Origin of the sequence: Microbacterium sp. NPDC064942, assembly GCF_049545525.1 — a bacterium.
GTDB classification, from domain to species: Bacteria; Actinomycetota; Actinomycetes; order Actinomycetales; family Microbacteriaceae; genus Microbacterium; species Microbacterium gawkjiense.
On the sequence record NZ_JBMWDR010000001.1, the window covers coordinates 249,659 to 265,746 of the forward strand.

Genomic DNA, 16,088 nt, shown 5'->3' on the forward strand with positions numbered 1-16,088 from the left:
GTCAGCTCTCGAGCAGACGGCGCAGGTGACGACCGACGGGTTCGGTCTCGATGAGGAACCCGTCGTGGCCGAAGTCGCTGTGCAGCACGACGGTGTCGTCGTCGATGGCGGTGCGGATGCCGCGGCTGATGCGGTGCTGGCCTTCCACGGGGAACAGCCGGTCGCTGTCGATGCCCAGCACGAGCGTGCGCGCCGTGACGCGTGCCAGGGCGTCCTCGACGCCGCCGCGATCGCGCCCGACGTCGTGCGAGTTCATCGCCTCGACGAGGGTCACGTACGAGTTCGCGTCGAAGCGGCGCGTGAAGCGGTTGCCGTGGAAGTCGAGGTAGCTCTCCACGGCGTACCGGCCGCCCGCGCCGAAGGGACTCTTGTCGGACTGCCACGACCGCTGGAACCGCTGGTTCAGTTCGGTGGGCGTGCGGTAATTCAGCAGGGCCATGCGGCGCGCGAGCGACAGGCCGCGATGCGGACCGTCGCCGTCGGGTGCATCGTAGTAGTGGCCCCCGGCGAACCGCGGGTCCATCTGGATCGCCGCGAGCTGCACGGAGTTGAGCGCGACCTGGTCGGCGGTCGTCGTCGGCGGGGAGCACAGCACGCCGAGCCGCTCGACCCGCTCGGGATGCGTGACCGCCCACTCGAGCGCGTGCATGCCGCCCATCGAGCCGCCGACCACGCCCGCCCACACGTCGATGCCGAGGGCGTCGGCGAGCATGACCTGCGCGGCGACCTGGTCGCGGATCGTGAGGAAGGGGAACCGCGACGCCCACTCGTAGCCGTCGGGGGCGATGCTCGCGGGGCCGGTCGACCCCTGGCATCCCCCCAGGATGTTCGGTGCGACGACGAACCAGCGGTCGGTGTCGATGGCCCTTCCGGGGCCCACGACATCTCCCCACCAGCCGTCGGTCGCGTGACCGGGGACGGCGTCGCCGCGCACGTGGCTGTCGCCCGTGAGGGCGTGCAGAATCAGCACGGCGTTATCGCGGGCGGGGGACAGCTCGCCCCAGGTCTCGTAGGCGAGTCGGATGCCGGGCAGGCTTGCGCCGCCCTCGGTCGCGAACGCGCCGAACCGCGCGAACCTGCGCTCCCCGATCGGGTCGCCGTCGCGCCAGGCGCCGGTCGCCGGTGGGCGCCCGAGGAGCGACCGGGCGTCTGCCTCGGTCACCGGAGCCGAGGGCACCGTGTCTTCCGAGGTCTGCCAGTCCATACGACCATTCTCCCGGCCGATGGGGAGGGTCAGCGCAGTGTTACGGGGGGCACGGAAACCTTCGAAAGTTTCCGCCGAAAGGCGGGCGCGGGACCTTCGGACCCGTCGTTAGCGTCGGGGAGATCACCATTCTGTGACCTGATCGCTCCACCGGAAGAGACCCTGATGACACGTTCCTGGCGCCGCACCGCCTCCCTCACGATGGTTACAGCGCTCCTGGCGTCGACCATCGTGGCATTCCCCTCCATCGCATCGGCGGACGACGAGGTCGACGCGGCCTCGATCGCCGTCGCTGCGCAATCACTGGCGAATCTGGATGAGTCACTGCTCCTTGCTGCATCCGATGGAGCCGGGACCGGGACGGTGCAGACCAGCCAGGGCACCATCGGTGTCCCGTCGCGGTTGACGGACGGGGTGTCTATACACTCTCCCGGGCGGTCGCCCTTGACGATCGATCTCCCCGAGGCGGACGCGGCGGGCGATGCCGTCCTCCTCCAGGGTGGGGCGGTGACCTACCCGGGTGAGTCCCTGACCAATTCTGTGATCGTCGGTGACGCGGGTGTGCAGATGCTGACGACGATCACTTCCGCCGACGCGCCGGAGCATCTCGAGTACGACGTCGACCTCGGCGTCGGCGAGTCGTTGCGATCGACCGAGGACGGCGCCGCGGTCGTCGCCGCTGACGGCACTGTCCTCGCCGTGGTCGCGGATGCCTGGGCACTCGACGCGGACGGCGACCCTGTCGCGACGCACTACGAGATCGAGGGCTCCACGCTCATCCAGGTCGTCGATCACCGCGCGGCGGGGGTCGCCTACCCGGTGGTGGCGGATCCGATCTGGATCGCTCCGTGGGTGTTCAAGTGCCTCGTGGGCCTCGGGCTCAAAGGGCCGCAGATCACGCAGGCCTTCGCCACCGGCACGATCTGGGGTGGCCTCGGCGCGGCCGCGCTCGCCTGCGCACTGGGCAAGTGATCGCCGTGCAACCTGAGGAGCTGGCACGGAGGATCGCGAAGGTCGATTCTCAGATCGCGGCGCACCCGCTGTCCAGCGAACGCGTGACGCAGGCGCATGCCGTCATCGAGGCGCACGGGGGCACGGACGACTCCGATGCGATCTCGCGCGAGTTGGCCTCTCGAGGGCTCCCGAGTCTGGTGGAGCTCGGCCGTATCCAGGCGCGGAGCTCGTTCAGCTGGTGGCGGCTCCACCGCAAGCGGCGAGCACTGCTCCGTCGCGCGGATCGCTAGGCGACCCGCGCGCGGCGGACCGAGGAGACGATCGAGTCCAGCACAGCGTTCGACTGACGCAGCAGCGGGCGGGACGCGGCATCCTCGACCAGACGGTCCATGAGCAGCTGGGTCCTCGACACGATGGGATGCCAGTAACCGCCGGGGTGGTGCCGGTCCAGATCCAGGCGCAGAGACCGGTGGTCCGTCGTGAGCACGGCGGTGCCGGGCGCCAGGTCGAGGTCCGGGTCGGTCTGCGTGATCATGACCAGGACGGAACTCCACAGGCCCGAGAACGCGCCGGGGAACGGGAACCGTGTGGTCCTCAGGTCCAGGGTGGCACCCCGGATCTCGGTCCAGTCGACCTGCTGCGTCACGGCGGGTCCATCTCGGTGACTGATGGTGTCCACGCCGAGGACGAGGTGACGCCGACCGGGATCGCCGATCGCGAGCCCGTCAGGCACAGCGTGAAGAGGTCCGTAGCGTTTCATCGTCTTCCCTCGAGCGTATCGGGCCGGACGCGCGACACCCCGCCGCGGTGACCCGGGCGGGGTGTCGGTCTCCTGAGGAGGGGAGGTCAGGCGCGGGCGGCCTCCGAGAGGCGGCGCGCGGCGGCGAGGGCCTGGTCGAGGTCGGCCTTCAGGTCGTCGATGTTCTCGAGGCCGACCGAGAGGCGGACGAGGCCGGGCGTGACGCCCGAGGTGAGCTGCTGCTCCGGGGTCAGCTGCGAGTGCGTCGTGGATGCCGGGTGGATGACGAGCGAGCGCACGTCGCCGATGTTCGCGAGGTGGCTGAACAGGGTGAGCGCGTTGACGAACTCGCGACCTGCGGCGACGCCGCCCTTCAGCTCGAACGACAGCACCGCGCCGACGCCCTTGGGGGCGTAGCGGTTCGCCGCGGCGTACCAGGGCGAGGTGGGCAGACCCGAGTAGTTCACCGAGGCGACGTCGGGGTGGTTCTCGAGCCACTCCGCGATCTCCTGCGCGTTCTGCACGTGGCGCTCGATGCGCAGCGACAGCGTCTCGACGCCCTGGATGAGGTTCCACGCGCTCTGCGGCGAGATGGCCGAGCCGAGGTCGCGCAGCAGCTGCACGCGCGCCTTGATGATGTAGGCGAGGGCGTCGCCGACCGCTGCGGTGTAGACGGCGCCGTGGTACGACTCGTCGGGCGTGGTCAGGCCGGGGAAGCGCTCGGAGTGCTCCGACCAGGGGAACGAGCCGCCGTCGACGATGACGCCGCCGATCGTGGTGCCGTGGCCGCCGAGGAACTTCGTGACCGAGTGCACGACGATGTCGGCGCCGTGCTCGAACGGACGGATGAGGTAGGGCGTCGCGATCGTGTTGTCGACGATGAGCGGCACGCCCACCTCGTGGGCGACGTCGGCGACGGTGCGGATGTCGAGCACGTTGATCTGCGGGTTGCCGATCGTCTCGGCGAAGAACAGCTTCGTGTTCGGGCGGACCGCGCGACGCCACTCCTCGGCGTCGTCCTGGTTCTCGACGAACGTCGTCTCGATGCCGAGCTTGGCGAGCGTGTACTTGAAGAGGTTGTAGGTGCCGCCGTAGATCGAGCTCGACGAGACGATGTGGTCGCCCGCCTGTGCGATGTTGAGGATGGCGAAGGTGGAGGCCGCCTGGCCGGAAGAGACGAGGAGGGCACCGGTACCGCCCTCGAGGCCCGCGAGACGCTGCTCGAGGACGTCCTGCGTCGGGTTCTGGATGCGGGTATAGATGTTGCCGAACTCCGCCAGGGCGAACAGGTTCGCGGCGTGGTCGGCGTTGTCGAAGACGTATGACGTCGTCTGGTAGATCGGCGTGGCGCGGGCCTTGGTGACCGGGTCCGGAGCGGCGCCGGTGTGGATCTGCTTGGTCTCGAAGCGCCAGTTCTCGGGTGCGGACATGACGGGCTCCCTGCGTGAGTGGACGATGGATGTGAGGGCCTGCGGACGGATGCCGCGGGCTCGACACCGACGTTACGAGCCGCATCCGGCGAGGACAACGGAACGGACACGCGGCGTAACGTGACGGCGTGCCGGGGGCGGGTCGCGAGTGGCTAGCGTGGACCCCATGGCGAATCGACGTGCAGTGGTGACCGGCGCGAGCTCGGGGATCGGTGAGGCGGTCGTGCGCGACCTCCGCGCGAGGGGCTGGGACGTCGTGGGAGTGGCTCGGCGCGCAGCGCGGCTGGAGGCCCTCGACGCCGAGATCGGGTCGCGCTCGTACGCCGCCGACCTCACGAGCGAGGCGGACGTCGCGGCGCTCGCCGCGCACCTCGCTGACACCGGTCCGGTGCACGCGCTCGTCCACGTCGCGGGAGGCGCCCGCGGGACGCAGCGCGTCGAGGACGGCGACGCCGCCGACTGGCGCTGGATGTTCGAGGCCAACGTCCTGTCGGCGCAGCTGCTGACGGCAGCCCTCCTGCCGCTCCTGCGGCGCGCCGCCGCGGCCGACGGTCACGCCGACACGGTCTACGTCACCTCGACCGCGGCCCAGACCGCCTACCCGGGCGGTGCGGGGTACAACGCGGCGAAGGCGGGCGAGTCGATGCTGGTGCACGCGCTGCGGCTCGAGCTGAACGGCGAGCCGATCCGCGTCGTCGAGATCGCCCCCGGGATGGTGCAGACCGAGGAGTTCTCACTCAACCGCCTCGGCGGCGACCGGGCCGCGGCCGAGAAGGTCTACGACGGCGTCGACGAGCCGCTGACGGCGGCCGACGTCGCCGACGTCATCGGGTACGCGCTCGAGGCGCCGGGACACGTGAACCTCGACCTCGTCACGATGCGACCGGTCGCCCAGTCGGCGCAGCACCTGCTGGCGCGGGGGCGCCTCCGCCCCCGCAGCGACAAGGACTGACCGCGCTCAGCCCGCGGGCGGGGCGTCGGCGAACGCCACCTTCGGCACGAACACCAGCAGCACGGCGGCGAGGAATCCGCCGGCCGCGCAGATCGCCCACACCGTGAGGTAGCCGCCGAGCGAGCTCGCCGTCTGACCGACGACGCTGCCGGCGCCGGCGGCGAGGACCACGCCGAACACGGCGGACGAGAACGCGCCGCCGATCGTCTTCGTCGTGTTGGTCAGGCCGGAGGCCTCACCGGTCTTGCCGAGCGGGGCGGCCGCCGCCGCGGCGGCGGGCAGGGCGCCCACGAGCGCGCCGCAGCCGATGCCCGCGATCGACAGATTCAGCAGCACCTGCCACACCTCGAGGTGGAACGGCAGGAAGAGCGCGTACCCGATGCCCACCAGGGCGGCGGCGGCGATGAGCGCGAGGCGCGGGCTGACCCGTCGCGAGGTGACGGCGAACAGCACCGCGCCGACGATCAGCGACACGAGGTACAGCCCGATCACGTACGAGCGCTCGGTCGCATCCAATCCGAGTCCGTAGCCGAGCGAGGAGTCCGTCCCGGCGTAAGTGGACAGCGGGCCCTGCGCACCGAGCAGGCTGATGCCGATGAGGAAAGCGGTCGCCTGCACCGGCCACATGTCGGGTCGGGCGAGGACCCGCACGTCGATCACCGGCGAGGCGTGGCCCCGCTCGTGAAGGACGAACCAGACCAGCACGCCGACGCCGACCACGAACAGCCCCACGACCCCCGCCCACGCGACCGGGCCGAGTGCGAGCTCACCGATGAGCCGCATCCATGCCAGTGCGCCGGTGACCAGTAGCAGACCCCACGCGAGCAGGACGACGCCCCACGTGTCGAGGCGGCGCTCGCCGCTCGGCGTCGACTCGGGTACGAAGACCCAGATGACGACCGCGATGAGCGAGACCGCGACGGCGGGCACCATGAGGGTGAGGCCGAGATCGTCCGTCGCCGCGTAGATGCGACCCGCCGCGAGGGCGCCCATGATGGCGCCGGCTTCGAGCCCCACGACCAGCAGGCCGGCGGCGCGCCGAGTCATCGAGACGCCGCGGTTCTGCTGCCGCCCGCGTTCGAAGATCAGCGCGATCTCGAGCGGGAGCCACACGACGTAGAAGCCCTGCAGCGACCAGAACAGGAGGAACGTCCAGAACGAGTCGGCGAAGACGAGACCCCACGAGGCGAGCGCGGTGAGGATCGCCGCGACGAGCAGGATGCGCTTGTGGCCGAACATGTCGCCGAGCTTCGCGAGGATCGGCACGACGAGGGCGCTGAGCAGCAGCTGCCCCGCCTCGAACCAGTTGACGTCGGCGTCGCGGATCCCGAGCTGGATCACGATGTCGCTGAACAGGGGCACGTAGAACCCCTGCAGGATGCCGCTGACGATCTCGACGAGGATGAACCACCCGATGAGCCCGGCGGTGATCCCCGCGGCCGAGGAACGCAGCGCGGAGGAATGCAGGGCCGAGGAGCGCGCGGAGCCGGTCACGAGCGCGAGCCTAGCGCCGGAGGAGCCCGCGACCGCGAAGGCGCCCTCCCCGCAGGCCGTAGTCTGGGACCGCATGGACGAAGGGATGCCGGTGGCCGCCGAACGCGAGACGTTGACCTGGGACGATTTCGGCGGGGCGACCCGCGACCTCGCGCGATCCATCATCGCCGACGGGTTCGCTCCCGACATCGTCGTCGCCATCGCCCGCGGGGGACTGCTGCCCGCCGGAGCGATCGCCTACGGCTTGGGGGTGAAGAGCTGCGGTGCGTTGAACGTCGAGTTCTACACCGGCATCGGCACGGTGCTCGACGCCCCCGCGCTCCTGCCGCCCGACCTCGACCTCGGCGCCCTCCCCGGCAAGCGCGTGCTCCTCGTCGACGACGTCGCCGACAGCGGCCGCACCCTCGCGCTCGCCGTGAAGATGCTGCGGGAGGCCGGCGCCGACGTCCGCTCGGTGTGCATCTACACGAAGCCCGGGTCGATCGCGATGCCCGACTACTCGTGGCGCGAGACCGACCTCTGGATCGACTTCCCCTGGTCGTTCCGGGGAACCGTGGTCCAGGAGGACCAGGGGCTCCCCGCCGGCGCATGACCGCCCGCTCGCTCGACGACCTGGCCGCCGACGGTCTGCTCGACCCGGAATGGGCGCAGGCGCTCGGGCCCGTGGCATCCGAGATCGCGGCTCTCGGCGACCGCCTGCGCGCCGACGAGCGCGGCTACCTGCCCGAGGGACGCCACGTCCTGCGCGCCTTCGCGCAGCCGCTGTCGCGGGTGCGGGTGCTCATCGTCGGTCAGGACCCGTACCCCACCCCGGGGCATCCGATCGGCCTCTCGTTCGCCGTCGAGCGCCATGTGCGCCCGCTGCCGCGCAGCCTCGCCAACATCTACGCCGAGCTCTCGGCCGATCTCGGCATCCCGCCGGCGTCGCACGGCGACCTGTCGGCGTGGACCGAGCAGGGCGTCCTGCTCCTCAACCGCGTCCTCACCGTCGCGCCCGGCGAGGCGGGCTCCCACCGCGGCTGGGGGTGGGAACGCGTCACCGAGCACGCGATCCGCACCCTCGTCGCGCGGTCCGGTCCGCTCGTCGCGGTGCTGTGGGGGAGGGATGCCGCAGGCCTCATCCCCATGCTCGGCGACACCCCGCGCGTCGAGTCGGCGCATCCGTCCCCCCTCTCGGCGCGGCGCGGCTTCTTCGGGTCGCGGCCGTTCTCCCGGGTGAACGCGCTGCTCGAGGCGCAGGGGGCGGCCCCCGTCGACTGGCGACTGCCCGACTGACGGGACGGGCCGGCGGTGAGCCGTATGCTGGCGGCATGCTGGAGGACGAGTACGAGCGCGATCGTCGTCGCCTGCCCCGTCACCTCCGCCGCCGGCCCGAGCCCGAGCGCGAGTTCTCCTTCGAGCTGCGCCCCGCCGTGCGCACCGACATGCCGGACGTCCGTGAGATCTACAACTACTACGTCACCAACTCGGTCGTGACCTTCGACGAGAAGCGCTGGACGCACGCGCAGTGGGTGGAGAAGTTCGACCACCTGACGAAGCTCGGGCTGCCGTTCCTCGTCGCCGTCTCGCCGACCGGGCAGATCCTCGGCTACGGCCTGGTCTCGCCGTGGACGGGCAAGAGCGGCTTCCGCTACACGGTCGAGAACTCGATCTACCTGGGTCAGGCTGCCACCGGCAAGGGACTCGGCACGGCGCTGCTGCAGGCCCTCATCGCCGCGTGCGAGGAGAAGGGCATCCGCGAGATGGTCGCCGTCATCAGCGACAAGGGGGCCGAGGGCTCGCTCGCCCTGCACGAGCGGCTCGGTTTCGTCGAGGTGGGCCGGATGGGCCGCGTCGGGTACAAGTTCGGGCGATCGCTCGGCACGATCTACCTGCAGAAGCACCTGAAGCCGAAGAAGAAGGAATCGATCCTGTCGCGCATCCGCGCGCGCTGAGTCAGGGCGCCGGCACCGTCGCGCCGTCGGCCTGCACCCGGTCGATCAGGTCGCGCCAGGGCCCGGCGGCGTCGCCGTCGCCGAGCGACGCACGGCGGTCGCACGAGCCTCCGGCCACGGCGACCTCCCACGAGAACCGGTCGGCGCCGGGAGCGGATGCGGGTGGCTCCTCCCACGGGCACGCGTCGATGAGCGGCATCCACCCGTCCGTCTCCTCGGGAGCGACCTCGACGCGCCACGCCCGGCGCAGCCCCGCGAAGCCGCCGGTGCGCACCACGACGATCGTCATCGGGTCAGCGGGTTCGGGCATCCTCCACGACTCCGACGCTCGCCCACGCGGTGCGGACGGCGACGGCCTCCTCCGAGTCCTCACCGTACTCCCGCGCCGCGGTGTCCGCGGTCGCCGTCGCGAACTGCGCGAAGGTGGCGGTGGGGCTGAGGGAACCCGCGGTGAGGGTGAGGTACCAGATGCGTCCCGCGCGCTCCCAGGCGTAGCCGCCGAGCGCCGTGGCGACGAGGTGGAAGGCCTTGTTCGGGATGCCGGAGTTGATGTGCACGCCGCCGTTGTCGCCCGAGGTCTCGACGAAGTCGCGCATGTGCGAAGGCTGCGGGTCCTTGCCGAGCACGTCGTCGTCGTAGGCGGTGCCCGGGGCGGCGAGCGAGCGCAGCGCCGATCCGGCGACGGCGTCGGTGAAGATCTCGGCGCCGACGAGCCAGGTCGCGGCATCCGCCGTCTGACCGCGGTGATGCTGGTCGGTGAGCGCGCCGAAGACGTCGGCGATCGATTCGTTGAGCGCGCCGGACTGCCCCGAGTAGTCGAGGCCGCCGGCGCTCTCGATGACGCCGTGCCCCAGCTCGTGCGCGATGACGCTGAGGGAACGGGTGAACCCGGCGAACACCTCGCCGTCGCCGTCGCCGAACACCATGCGCTCGCCGTCCCAGAACGCGTTGTCGTAGGCCCGGCCGTAGTGCACGGTGGCGGCGAGAGCGCCGCTGCGGCCGTCGAGACCGACCCGCTCGAAGGCGTCCCAGAAGAAGCTGAAGGTCGCGCCGAGCCCGTCGTACGCCTCGTCGACGGCCGCGTCGCCGGTGGGGGCGGCGCCCTCGGCGCGGGCGGGGGCGCCCGGCAGCTCCTCGCGGTTTCGCGCGTCGGAGATCAGCCGGTCGGGGTCGGGCGCCGCCGAGACGACGAGGGCGTCGCCGTCGACCGACAGGTCGAGGTGCGCGCGCATCGGCGCGTACGCCCGCGGGACGGCGAGGGTCGCGCGTGCGGCGGCGACGGCGTGCGGGAATCGTTCGGCCGGAGCGGCCGCGAGACGGGCGAGCAGGTACGGCGGGACGATGGCGTGCATGCCGCCACGCTAGTGCCCGGCGCCGACACCCGGGCCGTCTCTCAGCGCTCGCGCGGGTCGATGACGGGGATCGACGCGAGCAGGCGACGGGTGTAGGCGACCTGCGGATCGAGCAGGACCTTCTCGGTCGGGCCCTCCTCGACGACACGGCCCTCGGTCATGACGACGACGTCGTCGCAGAGGTTCTGCACCACGCCGATGTCGTGCGAGACCATCACCAGGGTCAGGCCGTCCCGCTGCCGCAGGCCCCGGATGAGGTCGAGGATCTGCGCCCGGACGGTCACGTCGAGCGCCGACAGCGGCTCGTCGCCGACGAGGACGTCGGGACGGTGCACGAGGGCGCGGGCGAGGGCGATGCGCTGGCGCTGCCCACCCGAGAACTCGTGGGGGAACCGCTCCGCGGTGTCGGCGGGCAGGCCGACGTCGTCCAGCACCTCCCGCACGCGTGCGCGGTGGTCGCCCGGGATCTCGAGCGCCGACAGCGGCTCGCCGACGATGCGTCCGACGCTCATCCGCGGGTCGAGCGACCCGTACGGGTCCTGGAAGACGATGCCGGTCCGGCGTCGCAGCCAGTGCAGGGCGCGAGCGGGTGCGCTCCCGTCGACGGGACGCCCGTCGAACTCGACGGTGCCGGCGGTCGCCGTGTCGAGGCCGAGCAGCAGGCGCACCAGCGTGGACTTGCCCGAGCCGGACTCGCCGATGATGCCGAGGGCGCTGTGGGCGCGGACGTCGACGTCCACGTCGTCGAGCGCCGTCGTCCACCGTTTCGGTGCGAAGGCGCCGGCCCGCGGCATCCGGTACCGCCGCGTGAGTCCGCGCGCACGGATCAGTTCGCTCATGCGTCCCCCCTCGGTCGCCACAGGGTCGCCGTCGCGTCCCGCAGCAGGGCCTGCGTGACGGGGGAGGCGGGGGAGTGCAGCAGCGTGCGCAGCGGTCCCTGCTCGACGACGCGTCCGGTGTCGAGGACGACGGCGTCCGTCGCGATCTGCGAGAGCACCGCGAGGTCGTGCGTGATGAACACGAGCGACATCCCGTCCTCGTCGACGAGCTGGTGCAGCAGGTCGAGGATCTCGGCCTGGATCGTCACGTCGAGCGCCGTCGTGGGCTCGTCGGCGATGAGCAGACGCGGCCGGCAGGCGAGGGCCATGGCGATCGCGACGCGCTGACGCTGCCCGCCCGAGAGCTGGTGCGGGTAGCGGCGGACTATCGACTCCGGGTCGGGCAGGCGCACCCGGCGCGCCTCCTCGACCGCCCGCGCCCACGCGTCGGCGCGGGAGACGCCCCGATGGTGGATGCGGATCGACTCGGCGATCTGTCGCCCCACCGTGCGGATCGGGTTGAGCGCCGTCTGGGGCTCCTGGAACACCATGCCGATCTCGTCCCCGCGCAGCTGCGCGAGGTCGCGGTCCCGCATCCCGACGAGCTCCCGCCCGTCCCAGCGGATGCTGCCGCTGACCTCCGCGCCGTCGGGGAGGAGTCCGAGGATCGCAAGCGCCGTGAGGGACTTGCCCGACCCCGACTCGCCGATGAGGCCGACGCGGTCGCCGTCGCCCACCTCGAGGTCGATGCCGTCGACGACGCGGCGACCGCCGACGTCGATCGTGAGTCCCGCCACCGAGAGCGTCATGCCGTCACCGCCGCGGGGGGTTCCGCGCCGACCGGGCCGACACGGCGCGACAGCGTGGGGTCGGTGGCGTCGCGCAGGGCGTCGCCGAGGATGTTGAAACCGAGCACAGTCAGGGTGATCGCGAGCCCCGGCCACACCACCGAGAGGGGATGGACGCTGATGAACCGCTGCAGGTCGGCCAGCAGCAGCCCCCACGACGGCTCCGTCACGGGGGCGCCGAACCCGAGGTAGGACAGTCCCGCCTCGGCGAGGACGGCGACGGCCATGCCCCAGGACAGCTGCACGATGAACACCGGCGCGACGTTGGGCAGCAGGTGGCGCCACAGGTTCTGCCAGGGGGTCATGCCCGAGGCGCGGCCGGCGAGCACGAAGTCGCTGTGCAGCACCCGGCGGAGTTCGGGTCGGGTCACCCGGGCGATGTTGACCCCGAACCCGATGCCGACCGAGACGACGACCACGAGGAGCGAGCCGCCCCACACGGCCGAGATCATCATCGCGATGAGCAGCACGGGGAAGGCGATGAGGACGTCGACGAGCACCGTGACGGCCTCGCGGACGGGCCGCGGGGTGAGCGCCCCGAGAGCCGCGAGCACGAGCCCGATGACGGTCGCGATGACGCCGGCGCCGACGGCGACGAGGACCGTCGTGCGCGCGCCGGCCATCAGCAGGCTGAGGATGTCGCGGCCCGAACCGTCGGTGCCGAGCAGGTGCGCGGCATCCGGTCCGGACCACCGGTTCGCGATGTCGACGCGCTGCGGATCGAACGGCGTCCAGACCAGCGAGACGGCGGCGACGACGAGGATGACGAGAACGACGACGACGCCGAACCGTCCCGTGCCCGACCCCCAGAGCCGCTGCGCCCACGTGAACCGCCGCATCACTCGGCCTCTCGCTGACGCGGATCGAGGAGGCGGTGAACGAGGTCGACCGCGAAACCGATGACGAGGACGAGCCCGGTGAGCACGAGCAGCTCGCCTTGCACCTTCACGAGGTCCCGGTTGCCGGTGTCTTCCACGAGCATGCGGCCGATGCCGGGGAGGCTGAAGAGCTGCTCGATCACGACGGCGCCGACCATGATGCCGGCGACCTGGACGCCCAGCACGGTGACGACCGACAGGCCGACGCTCGGCAGGCCGTGCCGCAGGAGCGCCTGCGTACGGGTGAGTCCCTTCGCGGCTGCCGTCCGCACGAAGTCCTGCCCCATCGCCTGCAGGGTCGCCGAGCGCACGAACCGGAGCAGGACCGCGCCCTCGACGACGCCGATCGTGAGGGCCGGCAGGAGCAGGGCGCGGACGGCCGCGCCGGGGTCGGACCACCCGGCCCGCGGGAAGCCCTGGGCGGGCAGCCAGCCGAGCGACACGGCGAAGACGACGACGAGCATCATCCCCGCCCACACGACCGGGACGGCGGCGAGGGCCTGCGCGCCGACCGAGACGAGGACGCCGTCCGGTCGGCGGCGCCGGACCGCGGCGTGCACGCCGAACGGGACGGCGACGAGCAGGGCGATGACGAAGGAGAGGATGCCGAGGGGCACCGTGACCTCCGCCTTCTGCAGCAGCTCCGAGGCCACCGGTGTGCCGGTCAGTTGCGAACGTCCCAGGTCGCCCGTGAGGATGCCCGCGATCCAGTCGCCGTACTGCACGGGCAGGGGCCGGTCGAGTCCCAGGCGCTCGCGGATCCCCGCGATCTGCTCGGGGGTGGAGTTGACGCCCGCGATCAGCTGCGCGACGTCACCGGGGAGGATGCGCAGGGTCGTGAAGATCAGCGCACTGGCGACGAACAGGCCCAGCACCAGCAGGGCCAGTCGCGTCAGCGCGTAACGGATCACCCCTCGCTCTTGGCCAGTTCTGCGACGTTCAGTCGCTCGTTGACGTTGATCGTCGGCATCCCGCTCACGTTCGAGCCGACCGCGACGACGGACGCACCGTTGTAGAGCCAGTCGGCGGCGTCGTCCTCGGACACGATGCGCGCGGCCTGCTTCAGGAGGTCAGCGGCGGCGGCGTCGTCCGTCGCGGCGACCGACTGCGCGTACAGCGCCTGTACCTCGGGGTTGTCGTAGGTGAAGTAGTAGTCGGGGTTCGCCCAGTTCTCGAAGTCGCGCGCCTCGGTGTGCAGCACGAAGCTCAGCTCGTAGTCCTTGTTGACGTACACGTCATTGATCCACGCCGGGAACTCGACGGGGTTCACCTGGAGGGTGATCCCCACGTCGCGCAGGTTGGAGACGAGGATCTGCGGGACCGTGGTGCCGTACGCCGAGGGGATCGTGAGCGTGAGGGTGAGGTCCTCGGCGCCCGCCTCGGCGAGCAGGGCGCGCGCGGCCTCCGGGTCGAACGGGGCGACGTCGGCGAGGTCCTCGTAGCCCGGGTCGAGCGACGGGATCGGGCCGTACATCGTCGTGCCGGCGCCGAGCGCCTCGACGATCGACGCCTTGTCGACCGCCTGGCGGATCGCCTGGCGCACGCGGTCGTCGGCGAGCGGACCGGAGGTCTGGTTGAACGCGAGCGTGCCCTTGTCCGTGGACTCGCCGATCTCGAGCGAGAAGTCGCCGTTCGCCTCGATCTGGTCCTTCAGGTTCGCGTCGAACCCGGTGAGCACGTCGAACTCGCCGGCCAGCGCGCCGCTGAGGGCGGCCTGGTTGTCGCCCACATAGGAGAAGACGACCTCGGCCGCGGCGGCCGGGGTGCCCCAGTAGTCGGCGAAGCGCTCGAAGACGATGCTGTCGCCCTCGCGCCATTCGGTGAGACGGAAGGGGCCGGTGCCGTTCGCCGCGGTCTTGCGGTCGATCGTGTCGCCCTCCTTCAGGACGAGCCCGGCGCGACCGGTGAGGCTCCACAGGAGCGTCGAGTCGGGCGCCTTCAGCGTGAGCGTCACGTTCTGCCCCTCGGCGGCGATGTCCGCGACGTTCGCGAGCCGCGCGGAGTCGCGGAAGGTCGGGGTGTCGCGCACCTGCGTCAGCGACCACACGACGTCCTGGGGAGTGAGCGGCTGACCGTCGTGGAAGGTGACGCCTTCGCGCACCGTGAAGGTGTAGGTCAGCTTGTCGTCGGAGACCTCGTAGTCGCTCGCGAGCGCCGGGACGATCTCCTGGTCGGGGGTGCGGGCGACGAGGCCCTGGTAGACGTTGTCGACGAGGATCTGGTCGAGGGCCGAACCGGCCGTCTCGCGGATGTCGAGGTTGCCCGGCTCGAGCACGAGACGCACGTTGACGGATGCGTCGGGGTCGGGGGTGCCTGCCGAGGCGGAGGGACCGGGCTGGGAGCCGGTGCAGCCGGACAGGAGCAGGGCGCCGGCAGCGACGAGCGCGGCGGCGGCCAGGGCGGTGCGGCGAAGCATGTGCGTGGGGGATCCTTTCGGCACGATGGGGGTCGTCACTGCGGCCGCGCCATCGGAGTGCTCGGGTGCGCGTTACAGCCTAGAGTCCCGCGCGCGCAGTTCGGTCACCGGCCGTCATGTGCCGCGCGCACGGCCGCGGCGAGCTCGACGGGGCGCTCCTCCTGCACGTTGTGCCCCGACTCCAGCTCGATGTGGCGGGCGGTCGGCATCCGCTCCCGGAACTCGCGCCGGTCCGCCTCGGTGAGGAAGCCCCGCGTGCCGGTGACGAGGGTGACGGGGGCGGTGACCGCGGCGAGGTGTTGCCATCCCGCGGCGGAGAGGACACCGGCATCCGCCCGCTGCGCGGCGTCGACCCCTGCGGCGGCCCCCGGGTCCGCCGCGAGCCGGTTCGCGAGGTGCGCGTAGTGGTGCTTCCACTCGACGCGGCCGTCGGGGCGGATGCGGGAGCTCAGCGACACCCCTCGCGTGGCCGCCTCGCGCGAGCCGCCGAGACCGAACGAGAGCGCGCGGTCGACGAGCTCGTCGCGGCTCGCCCAGTCGGTGGGACCGGCGAAGAAGGCGCGGATCGAGGCGGCGGCGCCGTTCGGGTCGATGCCGGGGGAGATGTCGACGAGGACGAGGGCCGCGACGAACTCGGGATGCCGCGCCGCGAGGGCCGCGGCGGTGAGCCCGCCGAGCGAGTGCCCCACGAGGGTCTGCGGGCGGCCGTCGGTCCAGGCGGTGACGGCGGGCGCGATGTCGGCGGCGAGGGTGACACCGGTGTACTGCGCGTCGCTGCGCCACGACGAGTCGCCGTGCCCCGGCAGGTCCAGGACGAGCGTCGGGAGACCGGCGGCGAGGACCGTCGTGTCCCACGTGTGGGCGTTCAGTCCGGCGCCATGGAGGAACGTGACCTCGGGCGCGAGGCCCGGGTCGCCGAACCGCAGGGCGCTCACCGTCCGTCCGTCCGGCAGCCGGTGCGTCAGGCGGCGCACCGGCGGGACGGGGACCCCGAGGGCGTCGCCCTGCGCGGGGAGGTAGGAGAACTCGTCGAACGCGTCGTCGCTCACGTTCCTCATTGTCGCCGATC

General features: G+C 71.8%; 17 protein-coding genes. 5 read left to right on the plus strand and 12 right to left on the minus strand.

Features of this window, described 5'->3' with window-relative positions; translation table 11 throughout:
* Position 1: 1 nt before the first annotated feature.
* Positions 2-1,204: a homoserine O-acetyltransferase MetX gene (gene metX / locus ACPEH2_RS01135; RefSeq protein ID WP_359918053.1), complete on the minus strand. Its 1,203-nt coding sequence runs from the start codon at positions 1,202-1,204 to the stop codon at positions 2-4.
* 165 nt (positions 1,205-1,369) lie between these two features.
* On the opposite strand from metX, the gene ACPEH2_RS01140 reads away from it, so the two are divergent.
* Positions 1,370-2,176 (plus strand): hypothetical protein, encoded by an 807-nt coding sequence (locus ACPEH2_RS01140; protein WP_359918051.1) that lies wholly within the window; start codon positions 1,370-1,372, stop codon positions 2,174-2,176.
* Positions 2,177-2,444: 268 nt separating this feature from the next.
* Here ACPEH2_RS01140 and ACPEH2_RS01145 read toward each other — a convergent pair whose 3' ends face one another.
* Positions 2,445-2,804, minus strand: coding sequence for a hypothetical protein (locus ACPEH2_RS01145; protein ID WP_359918049.1), 360 nt, complete (start codon positions 2,802-2,804; stop codon positions 2,445-2,447).
* A 200-nt stretch (positions 2,805-3,004) separates the two neighbouring features.
* Positions 3,005-4,327 carry a bifunctional o-acetylhomoserine/o-acetylserine sulfhydrylase gene (locus tag ACPEH2_RS01150; RefSeq protein ID WP_359918048.1) on the minus strand — a complete coding sequence of 441 codons (1,323 nt, stop codon included), beginning with the start codon at positions 4,325-4,327 and terminating at the stop codon, positions 3,005-3,007.
* Positions 4,328-4,493: 166 nt separating this feature from the next.
* Between ACPEH2_RS01150 and ACPEH2_RS01155 the strand changes: the two genes are divergently transcribed.
* Positions 4,494-5,279, plus strand: a complete 786-nt coding sequence (locus ACPEH2_RS01155; protein WP_359918046.1) for an SDR family oxidoreductase — start codon at positions 4,494-4,496, stop codon at positions 5,277-5,279.
* 6 nt (positions 5,280-5,285) lie between these two features.
* On the opposite strand, the gene ACPEH2_RS01160 is transcribed toward ACPEH2_RS01155, so the two are convergent.
* The gene (locus ACPEH2_RS01160) at positions 5,286-6,731 is read right to left on the minus strand and encodes an MFS transporter (protein ID WP_359918297.1); all 1,446 of its coding nucleotides are present in this window, start codon (positions 6,729-6,731) and stop codon (positions 5,286-5,288) included.
* A 115-nt stretch (positions 6,732-6,846) separates the two neighbouring features.
* Here ACPEH2_RS01160 and ACPEH2_RS01165 point away from each other — a divergent pair, with 115 nt between their 5' ends.
* The 3 genes from ACPEH2_RS01165 to ACPEH2_RS01175 are packed head-to-tail and all read left to right on the plus strand — an operon-like array spanning position 6,847 to position 8,707.
* Positions 6,847-7,365: a phosphoribosyltransferase gene (locus ACPEH2_RS01165; RefSeq protein ID WP_064001441.1), complete on the plus strand. Its 519-nt coding sequence runs from the start codon at positions 6,847-6,849 to the stop codon at positions 7,363-7,365.
* Positions 7,362-8,048: a uracil-DNA glycosylase gene (locus ACPEH2_RS01170; protein WP_359918045.1), complete on the plus strand. Its 687-nt coding sequence runs from the start codon at positions 7,362-7,364 to the stop codon at positions 8,046-8,048. The genes ACPEH2_RS01165 and ACPEH2_RS01170 overlap by 4 nt, the downstream gene beginning before the upstream one ends.
* Positions 8,049-8,083: 35 nt before the next feature.
* Positions 8,084-8,707 carry a GNAT family N-acetyltransferase gene (locus tag ACPEH2_RS01175; protein WP_359918044.1) on the plus strand — a complete coding sequence of 208 codons (624 nt, stop codon included), beginning with the start codon at positions 8,084-8,086 and terminating at the stop codon, positions 8,705-8,707.
* A 1-nt stretch (position 8,708) separates the two neighbouring features.
* Here ACPEH2_RS01175 and ACPEH2_RS01180 read toward each other — a convergent pair whose 3' ends face one another.
* The 8 genes from ACPEH2_RS01180 to ACPEH2_RS01215 form a co-directional block, all read right to left on the minus strand.
* Positions 8,709-9,017 carry a protealysin inhibitor emfourin gene (locus ACPEH2_RS01180; RefSeq protein WP_359918042.1) on the minus strand — a complete coding sequence of 103 codons (309 nt, stop codon included), beginning with the start codon at positions 9,015-9,017 and terminating at the stop codon, positions 8,709-8,711.
* Positions 9,001-10,059 (minus strand): M4 family metallopeptidase, encoded by a 1,059-nt coding sequence (locus tag ACPEH2_RS01185; RefSeq protein ID WP_359918040.1) that lies wholly within the window; start codon positions 10,057-10,059, stop codon positions 9,001-9,003. The genes ACPEH2_RS01180 and ACPEH2_RS01185 overlap by 17 nt, the downstream gene beginning before the upstream one ends.
* Before the next feature lie 41 nt (positions 10,060-10,100).
* Positions 10,101-10,898, minus strand: a complete 798-nt coding sequence (locus ACPEH2_RS01190; RefSeq protein WP_359918038.1) for an ABC transporter ATP-binding protein — start codon at positions 10,896-10,898, stop codon at positions 10,101-10,103.
* On the minus strand, positions 10,895-11,686 hold the full coding sequence (locus tag ACPEH2_RS01195; protein ID WP_359918036.1) for an ABC transporter ATP-binding protein: 792 nt from the start codon (positions 11,684-11,686) through the stop codon (positions 10,895-10,897). Before ACPEH2_RS01195 ends, ACPEH2_RS01190 begins: the two co-directional genes overlap by 4 nt.
* Entirely contained in the window at positions 11,683-12,564 is an 882-nt protein-coding gene (locus ACPEH2_RS01200; RefSeq protein WP_359918034.1) for an ABC transporter permease, read from the minus strand. The genes ACPEH2_RS01195 and ACPEH2_RS01200 overlap by 4 nt, the downstream gene beginning before the upstream one ends.
* The gene (locus ACPEH2_RS01205) at positions 12,564-13,514 is read right to left on the minus strand and encodes an ABC transporter permease (RefSeq protein ID WP_217531143.1); all 951 of its coding nucleotides are present in this window, start codon (positions 13,512-13,514) and stop codon (positions 12,564-12,566) included. The genes ACPEH2_RS01200 and ACPEH2_RS01205 overlap by 1 nt, the downstream gene beginning before the upstream one ends.
* Complete coding sequence (locus ACPEH2_RS01210) at positions 13,511-15,019, minus strand: ABC transporter substrate-binding protein (RefSeq protein ID WP_359918032.1); 1,509 nt, start codon at positions 15,017-15,019, stop codon at positions 13,511-13,513. Before ACPEH2_RS01210 ends, ACPEH2_RS01205 begins: the two co-directional genes overlap by 4 nt.
* Before the next feature lie 104 nt (positions 15,020-15,123).
* Positions 15,124-16,068, minus strand: coding sequence for an alpha/beta fold hydrolase (locus tag ACPEH2_RS01215; RefSeq protein WP_423718045.1), 945 nt, complete (start codon positions 16,066-16,068; stop codon positions 15,124-15,126).
* Positions 16,069-16,088: the final 20 nt, after the last annotated feature.

Excerpts from the sequence above, each read along its gene's own strand:
- metX (WP_359918053.1), bottom strand. The coding sequence starts at position 1,204 with ATGGACTGGCAGACCTCGGAAGACACGGTGCCCTCGGCTCCGGTGACC.
- ACPEH2_RS01140 (WP_359918051.1), top strand. The coding sequence starts at position 1,370 with ATGACACGTTCCTGGCGCCGCACCGCCTCCCTCACGATGGTTACAGCG.
- ACPEH2_RS01150 (WP_359918048.1), bottom strand. The coding sequence starts at position 4,327 with ATGTCCGCACCCGAGAACTGGCGCTTCGAGACCAAGCAGATCCACACC.
- ACPEH2_RS01155 (WP_359918046.1), top strand. The coding sequence starts at position 4,494 with ATGGCGAATCGACGTGCAGTGGTGACCGGCGCGAGCTCGGGGATCGGT.
- ACPEH2_RS01165 (WP_064001441.1), top strand. The coding sequence starts at position 6,847 with ATGGACGAAGGGATGCCGGTGGCCGCCGAACGCGAGACGTTGACCTGG.
- ACPEH2_RS01170 (WP_359918045.1), top strand. The coding sequence starts at position 7,362 with ATGACCGCCCGCTCGCTCGACGACCTGGCCGCCGACGGTCTGCTCGAC.
- ACPEH2_RS01175 (WP_359918044.1), top strand. The coding sequence starts at position 8,084 with ATGCTGGAGGACGAGTACGAGCGCGATCGTCGTCGCCTGCCCCGTCAC.
- ACPEH2_RS01180 (WP_359918042.1), bottom strand. The coding sequence starts at position 9,017 with ATGCCCGAACCCGCTGACCCGATGACGATCGTCGTGGTGCGCACCGGC.
- ACPEH2_RS01185 (WP_359918040.1), bottom strand. The coding sequence starts at position 10,059 with ATGCACGCCATCGTCCCGCCGTACCTGCTCGCCCGTCTCGCGGCCGCT.
- ACPEH2_RS01190 (WP_359918038.1), bottom strand. The coding sequence starts at position 10,898 with ATGAGCGAACTGATCCGTGCGCGCGGACTCACGCGGCGGTACCGGATG.
- ACPEH2_RS01195 (WP_359918036.1), bottom strand. The coding sequence starts at position 11,686 with ATGACGCTCTCGGTGGCGGGACTCACGATCGACGTCGGCGGTCGCCGC.
- ACPEH2_RS01200 (WP_359918034.1), bottom strand. The coding sequence starts at position 12,564 with ATGCGGCGGTTCACGTGGGCGCAGCGGCTCTGGGGGTCGGGCACGGGA.
- ACPEH2_RS01210 (WP_359918032.1), bottom strand. The coding sequence starts at position 15,019 with ATGCTTCGCCGCACCGCCCTGGCCGCCGCCGCGCTCGTCGCTGCCGGC.